The organism is Pseudomaricurvus alkylphenolicus (assembly GCF_011683955.1).
Taxonomy (GTDB): Bacteria; Pseudomonadota; Gammaproteobacteria; order Pseudomonadales; family Cellvibrionaceae; genus Pseudomaricurvus; species Pseudomaricurvus alkylphenolicus.
Genome location: NZ_JAAQPI010000031.1, coordinates 46129 through 53408, shown reverse-complemented (window position 1 = coordinate 53408; position 7280 = coordinate 46129). Strand labels below are relative to the sequence as shown.

Here is a 7280-nt window from a genome sequence, read left to right as displayed (position 1 = left end):
ATTCAAGGGTGTTAAAAACCGGGCCGCAGCCAACGAACATCTCCGGCAGAACCGGCGGATTACGGCGCAAGCGCCTAATCCGCCCTACGCATAAACAACGCCGTCAGAGTACCAATCCTGCGAATTTCTAAGACCGGTTATGGCACTCAGCAGACCGTAATATTTGGCCAAGTTTGAATGGCAGGCCACGAGATCTATACATATTAGCGACCATGGACGGCCTAACCCTGAAGACGTCCGGCACTAGCCAGTGCTAGAATGCGCCCAAATCTTAAAACCACATAAACCATTAGGGAAAAACCATGAACCTGATCATCCTTCTGATTATTATCGGCCTGCTGCAATACATCCTGTTTATGATGAAAGTGGGCGGCGCCCGAGGAAAACTCAACGTACCGGCTCCAGCCGTCACCGGCAACGAGCAATTCGAACGCCTCTACCGCATCCAGATGAACACCATGGAACAACTTATCCTGTTCATCCCCGGAATGTATCTGTTTGCCACCTACACCCACATACTGACCGCCCAGATACTCGGTGTCCTCTACATTATCGGGCGCTTCCTTTACGCGCGCAGCTACGCTAAAGACCCCAAATCCAGAACCGTCGGCGCCCTCATGTCCATCCTGCCCAACTTTGTACTCATAGGCGGTGCTCTCGTGGGAATCCTGCTCGAAATCTTCACCTAAGAAATTCCATTAGATTCCCAATAGCCGCGCTGCCCGACATCTATCCTAAAGAGCACTAGCAGCGCGGTATCAAATCCCGCAACACCGATATTCCCTCCTCCCGCTCCGCTTCAGACGTATTGGCGAACCCCAACACCAAACCACTTCGTCCCTTGCCGGAGGCGTAGTACCAGGACAAAGGCGTACTTCCGAACCCCGCACCACGAAACTCACTGGCCAACTCAACATCACTCTGGCAATCAATCATCAACGCCAAATGCATCCCCGCGCTGCGGGCAACCGGAGTTGCCAACCCCTTAAGCTGATCCTCTACCAATGCACGTAAATGATCCCACTTACATTGATAGAGCTGCCGCATACGCCGTAAATGCCGAATAAAATGGCCCTCCGCGATAAAATCGGCGACAACCGCTTGAGTGAGCAGCGGTGTCTCTCCCCCCAACGCACGCTTGGCCGCTACCAATGTGGGAACCAACGGCTTCGGCACCACCAGATAACCCAACCGCAATGCCGGATACAGCGTTTTGCTGAAACTGCCCATATACAACACCGGCGTCTGCTCCGCCATACCCTGTAAAGCCGCAATCGGTTTGGCGTGAAAGTGAAACTCACTGTCGTAGTCATCCTCGATAACCCACAACCGATGACGTGCCGCCCAATCCAGCAACCGCAATCGATCAGCGGCCGGCAGAATTCCCCCTAATGGATACTGGTGAGTGGGCGTGGTGTACAACAAGCGGCCGGGAGGTGATTGCGGCAACGCCGTCACATCAATACCGTTATCTCCCAACCCAACTGCGTAGAAATGAGCATTGCGGGATTTAAAGGCATCGCGCGCGCCGCGATAACCCGGTTCCTCCAGCATTACCGTATCCTCCTCATCCAACAACACCAACGCACACAGCGCCAGGGCCTGTTGGGCCCCCTGGGTAATGATGATTTGATCAGCGTCGCAGATCACTCCTCGGGAGGTTTTCAGATAATGCGTCAAAGATTCGCGCAAGGGTTGATAGCCTTGATCCTCCTGAAACCCACGCAGTGGCATGCGTTCCTGATGACGACGCTGTAACCTTAGCCAGGTTGCATCCGGAAATGCCTTTAAATCCGGCACGCCTACCGTAAACGGCAAACACTGCTCATGGGAGATAGCCTCGTAATTCGACCATTGTTGCCCGACCCTGGATAACGGCGGCAAATGCTCCTGACTCTGCCACTGCACCCGGGCCACTTTCCCGGCGGGCAACTCCGATTTGACGGCAACCCCACTGCCGGGCCGACTTTCGAGATACCCCTCTGCTTTGAGCTGATCGATCACAATCAATACGGTATTACGGCTGACACCCAATTCATCGGCCAGGCGACGACTCGAAGGAAGCCGGGTACCGGCCGGCAACAAACCTTCATTGATTCGGCTCAATAAGGCGCTGTGCAGCTGAGGCTGCAACGGCCGCGAGCGATCAATGGGAATCTGGGCAAAAGAAAAGGCTTCCATGGCAGCTCTCAACTGGTGCTATAAGGTGGTCAGAATTGGCTCTTTCTCTAGAGCCACCATCCTATAACAATTACTCCTGCCCGGCCTACACAGAGCCGCATTTTCGTTTAATCGCGAAGCTTAAGGAGACACAGCTATGGACGTTACAGACGCACCGGAAATCACCGTAGAATCCTCAACTACCAGCCTGCCGGATTCCAGGCAAACGTTCGCACCCAGCCCTCGCAGTCGGGTACGCCACGGCGCCAAAAGGGCCAGCTATCGTCTTCGTGATATCTATCAGCTGGTGGATGACCTGAAACTGGGGCATGTGGGTTTTGTCCAGGAGGGCCAGGTGTTTGTCATTCCCATTACGCTCTGGCGGGTGAACGATCATCTGTATTTTCACTGTGCCAACAAGGGGCGCCTGCAGAAGCTGCTGGAGGCTGGAGAACAGGTCTGTATTTCGCTGGCGGAATGCACCGAATGGGTACTGACGAAATCCGCTTACCATCACAGCGCCAACTACCGCTCCGCCGTGGTCTATTGCCAGGGAGAGCGAGTGACGGAAGCTGCGGAGTTTGACCATGCTTTTGAGGTGATCATCAACCAGCTGGAAACCGACCGCTGGTCTCAGGTGCGCCCGCCCAATGCTATCGAACGCAAAGCCACGGCGTTGATGAAACTGGAGATTCTGGACGGCTCATTCAAGAGTCGTAGCGGAGGTCCCAATGAAGAGCCCGAAGATATGGCACTGCCGGTGTGGCACGGCACGGTTCCAGTGTGTCCCTTTCATCCACGATAGCGTGTTGGGGTGCCTTCAAGAGGCCAGTACCAATTCCGTAGTACTGCCCTGACGACTGGCGTGCACATCCAGGCGCACGTTCAGTCGTTCTTTGAGTTCCGGCACATGGGAAATCACGCCCACCATGCGGCCACTGGCCTGCAAATCCACCAGCGTATTGATGGCCAGATCCAGGGACTCCGGATCGAGGCTGCCAAAACCTTCATCCACAAACAGGGTATCGAGCCGAATACCACCGGCATAGGCTTGCACTACATCAGACAGGCCCAATGCCAGCGACAGCGCTGCCATAAAACTTTCGCCACCGGACAAGGTCGCTACGGGACGTTGTTTACCGTTGTAGGCGTCCTCCACCATCAGCTCCAGACCAAAAGCACCTGCCCCCTTGCCTTTTTCGGTTTGCCGGTAGAGCTCAAAACGACCTTTGCTCATACGCTTGAGTCTCTGGCTGGCCACCACCAGCACATCGTCCAGCAACACGCTGAGTACAAAGCGTTGCAGATTGATGCGATCACCCGTTTTTCCGGCCGCCACATCAGCCAGAGTTCCGATAACCGCGTAGCGTTTTTCCAAGGTTTGCGTTTCTTCAATGACTTTTGACAGCGCTTCTTCAACCCCGCGTAATGTCACCATCCGCTGATCCAGTCCGCGATGGTTTTGTTGCTTCAGCTCAAACTGCTGTAGACACTGTTGCAAGCGTTCCTCAATGGCGGGCAGATCCATCTGCGGCTGTTCCTGCAGTTGAGCCTCGAGTCTGACCAATACGCCCTGCACTTGCGCCCACTGACGTTCGAACTCTTGCAGCTCCTGCATCCAGGTCTGCATCTGCGATTCACTCTGGCGCGCGCCGAGGAATTCTTCCTCGGAGGCAAAGCGACTGTCTTGCAATACCTGCAACCAGGATTGCTGTGCTTTGCAGCAGGCATCTTCGGTTTGTTGCCACTGCTGCCTCATGCTTTGGTCATGGGCTCGCGCGGCTTCGAAAGCCAGTTGCGCCTGCTCCAGGTTTTTCTGTAACTGTTGCAGTCGTTGCGTTGTCTGTTGAAGCCTGGATTCATTATCAACAAAAGCCCGCTGCAAGGCGCCCGCCTGACGAAATGCTTCGGGCAATTCCGTCAGGGTTTGCTGCAACTGCTGGTTGGCCAATTCCAGACGGGTATTGGCTTGCGCCTGCGCTTTGGATTCCCGTTCCTGTTGCAGACGCAGAGTGTCGAGTTGTTGCTGCCATTGTTGCAGCTGCTCTGTAACGGATTGATGTATCTGCTGTGACTGCTCCAACGCTTGTACCCGCTGTTGCAATCTCTGAAGTTGCTGCTGTAACTCAGACAGGGGCAGGTCGACAGCATCGCCCAAACCCAGGCGATGTGTTTCTATCTGCTGCTGCAGATGCTCTCTGTTGGTTTTCTGAACCGCGAGCCGCTGCTCAATTTCAACAAAAGCCTCTCTCGCCGCTTCCAGAGCTTGGGTCGCCTGCTGTCGCTGGGCTTGGTCCGGAATTGCAGTCGTATCGTAAGCCGGTTGCGGATGTTTGTCACTGCCACAGACAGGACAAGGCTCGCCTTCCTGCAATTGTGCCGCCAGCAAAGCCGCCTGTCCGCGATGCCATTGAAGTTCCAGCTGATCCCGCGCTTGCCGCAACGCCTTGCCTTCGCCTTCAGCCTGTTGACGCTGCTGCTGTAGCCCCTGCAGATTGCTCTCTATCTCAGCGAGTTTGGCGTTGTCAGCATCCAATTGTATCCTTCGTTGGCAACGCTCGTTCAGTTGTTGCAGTCGCTGTTGCTCCGGGTTAAGTTCATTCAGCTGTTCTTGTAAATCCCGCAGCTGCCTCTGCCCCTGCTCCACCTGCTGGCTCATCCGGTTTAACCGCTGTTGCTGTTCGGCAACCGTTTGCTGTTGCTGTTGATAGTGCTGCTCGGCCTGTCGCCGCTGTTGTTCGGCCTGCTCCCAATGGTCGACACGTTCCCGGTAACCCAGTAGCTGTTGAGCCTCTGCTTTCAGCTGATCGATATCCTTTTGCAGAGAGTCCAGTTCCTGCATGGCCGTCCGTGCCTGCTCCAGTTGCTGTTGCTGTTGTTGTAGGCGTTGTTGCGATTCGCTGAGTTGTACTTGAAGCACTTGACGTTGCTGTTGCTCCCGCTGACAAAGCTCCCAATCCGGCTGCAAGCGCAACGCATCCTGTGCCAGCGCCAGTTGCTGCCGCTGTTGCTCCTGCAGACCGCGGCGTTGCTCCAGGATTTGCTGACGTTTCTGTTCACTCAGCAACTGTTGGTAGCGCTGCTCCCGCTGCTGAGCCTCGTCGTGCTCTTTCTGCACCGCTTGTAGTTGCTGTTGAACGCCTTGCAGTTGTTCCTGAGCCTGTTGCAACTGCGGCTCAAGCGCTGACAGTTGTTCCTGGAGGGCTTCTCCGCTGTCGAGTCCGCCGGTTTCAAGAATCCCCTTCTGACGGTTAAGCAAATTCTCCCGCTGTTGACGCAGATTACCGGAGCGAATTTTGAGGGAATCCTCAATGCGTTTATAGATCTGCGTCTGAAACAGTTGACTGAAAATTCTTTCCCGCTCACCGGAGCCAGCCAGTAGCAACCGACGAAATTCTCCCTGGGGCAGCACCATGACCTGGCGAAATTGCTCCACGGTCAAACCCGTCAATTCTTCGATGGTGCGGGTAGCTTCGGAAACCTTGGCGGCCACCAGTGGCTCTTCTTTCGATTCTCCATCTTCGTCATCTTCTCGCAATCGGAACAGCTCTGCTCGCGGTTTATGGGTGGTATAACCTTCACCTCGGACCTTGGGCCGCAGTTGTTCCGGTTCCCGCACAATGCGATAGTGGCGACCGCGCAGCTCAAACAACAACTCCACCCGGGTGATGTGTTGATCATCGGCGTAGTCACAGCGCATCTGGCTGGCTTCCCGTTCGTTGCCGGTGGTACTGCCGTAGAGCGCAAAACAGATGCCATCAAGGATGGTGGTTTTGCCCGCTCCGGTCGCACCATTGATCAGAAACAGTGGCCTGTCCCCAAGGCGGCGAAAGTCAATTTCTTCCGTTGCGGCAAAAGGACCAAAGGCCGTCATGGTCAACTGCAGAGGTCTCACGTGTTTGACTCCTGAGCCGATTGCTCACCTCGGTGCAATTGCTCAATCACCTCCTTCATATACTCATGCTGCTCATCGCTCATGCTCTCACCCTGTACCTGGGTAAAGAAGTCTTCAAACAGATTGAGTTCTCCTTTTTGCAGTCGCTCGCGATTGACTTCCAGGGTGTCACTTGCCGAGGTTAAACCCGGACGCTCCAGATGCAGTACATTGGGATACACCTCTCGCAACTTGCCCATGGCATCGAGAATCGCGTGGCGATCCGTCAAGCGTACCAGCAGATAGTCTTCGGCGCGGCTGTCATCCCGCCCGTCGGCCAAAATTTGCTGCAGCTCCCCTTCGATCACCCGCATATCGCGCAGGGGCTCCAGGGGCAGTTTTTCCACCTCGCATCCGCCGTTTTTATCGAGAGTCACCAAAGTGGCGGACTTGTGATGGTGCTGTTCGGAAAACGAATATTTCAGAATGGAACCGGAATAGCGAACGTGAGGCGCCCCCTTGTATTGAGGGCCGTGCAGGTGCCCCAGGGCAACATAATCAAATTCCAGAAAATGTGAAGGACTGACCCGGTCGGCACCACCGATGGATAGGGGACGCTCGGAATCCGATTCCTCTGCGCCGTCGAGAAAGCAGTGGCTGATAACCACGCTGCGACGGGCTTGATCACTATTGGCAAGATCGCTGTGAATATGATCTGTCAGGAAAGCCATCGCCTCTTCATGACTGCTGACACTGGTATCAAAGCGATCACGCACATGAGCCGGTTCCACATAGGGTATGGCATAAAAGGCAATCTCTCCGTATTCATCCTGCAGTATTACCGGCCGCAGAGGTGCCCGCAGCGGGCCAATGACATGCAACCCGGCCCCCAGCAACTGCCGCGCACCGAAACCCAGCCGTTCAGCGCTGTCGTGATTACCCGCGATCATAATGACAGGAATCTTCAGTTCCTGGCAGAATTGATGCAGAATTTCATCCAGCAGAGACACGGCAGCCGTCGGTGGAACAGAGCGGTCATAAATATCCCCCGCCACGATCACGGCATCCACGCACTGCTCGTCAGCCATGGTCACCAGCTGCTGGAGCACGTGGCGCTGGTCCTCCAGCAGAGAGATATTGTGAAACTGGCGCCCCAGATGCCAGTCAGACGTATGCAGAATTTTCATTCGGGGGATTCTACAGATAATGGACTGTTCTCGCAGTACCGAATGACATGTTATCGAGG

Annotated in this window: 5 protein-coding genes; 2 read left to right on the top strand and 3 right to left on the bottom strand. The window is 55.1% G+C overall.

Annotated elements, in window-relative coordinates; translation table 11 throughout:
• Positions 1–302 precede the first annotated feature (302 nt).
• On the top strand, positions 303–689 hold the full coding sequence (locus tag HBA55_RS35630) for an MAPEG family protein (protein WP_167000677.1): 387 nt from the start codon (positions 303–305) through the stop codon (positions 687–689).
• Positions 690–744: 55 nt separating this feature from the next.
• Here the strand turns inward: HBA55_RS35630 and pdxR are convergent, their stop codons facing one another.
• Positions 745–2181 carry a MocR-like pyridoxine biosynthesis transcription factor PdxR gene (pdxR, locus tag HBA55_RS35625; protein WP_167000675.1) on the bottom strand — a complete coding sequence of 479 codons (1437 nt, stop codon included), beginning with the start codon at positions 2179–2181 and terminating at the stop codon, positions 745–747.
• Positions 2182–2317: 136 nt separating this feature from the next.
• On the opposite strand from pdxR, the gene HBA55_RS35620 reads away from it, so the two are divergent.
• Positions 2318–2965: a pyridoxamine 5'-phosphate oxidase family protein gene (locus HBA55_RS35620; protein ID WP_167000673.1), complete on the top strand. Its 648-nt coding sequence runs from the start codon at positions 2318–2320 to the stop codon at positions 2963–2965.
• Positions 2966–2980: 15 nt separating this feature from the next.
• Here the strand turns inward: HBA55_RS35620 and HBA55_RS35615 are convergent, their stop codons facing one another.
• Positions 2981–6055 carry an SbcC/MukB-like Walker B domain-containing protein gene (locus tag HBA55_RS35615; protein ID WP_167000671.1) on the bottom strand — a complete coding sequence of 1025 codons (3075 nt, stop codon included), beginning with the start codon at positions 6053–6055 and terminating at the stop codon, positions 2981–2983.
• A complete protein-coding gene (locus HBA55_RS35610) occupies positions 6052–7221 on the bottom strand; it encodes an exonuclease SbcCD subunit D (protein ID WP_167000669.1) in 1170 nt (389 codons plus the stop codon). Before HBA55_RS35610 ends, HBA55_RS35615 begins: the two co-directional genes overlap by 4 nt.
• Between the last annotated feature and the right edge of the window lie 59 nt (positions 7222–7280).

Coding starts and splice junctions, on each gene's coding strand:
- pdxR (WP_167000675.1), bottom strand. CDS start 2,181: ATGGAAGCCTTTTCTTTTGCCCAGATTCCCATTGATCGCTCGCGGCCG.
- HBA55_RS35630 (WP_167000677.1), top strand. CDS start 303: ATGAACCTGATCATCCTTCTGATTATTATCGGCCTGCTGCAATACATC.
- HBA55_RS35610 (WP_167000669.1), bottom strand. CDS start 7,221: ATGAAAATTCTGCATACGTCTGACTGGCATCTGGGGCGCCAGTTTCAC.
- HBA55_RS35620 (WP_167000673.1), top strand. CDS start 2,318: ATGGACGTTACAGACGCACCGGAAATCACCGTAGAATCCTCAACTACC.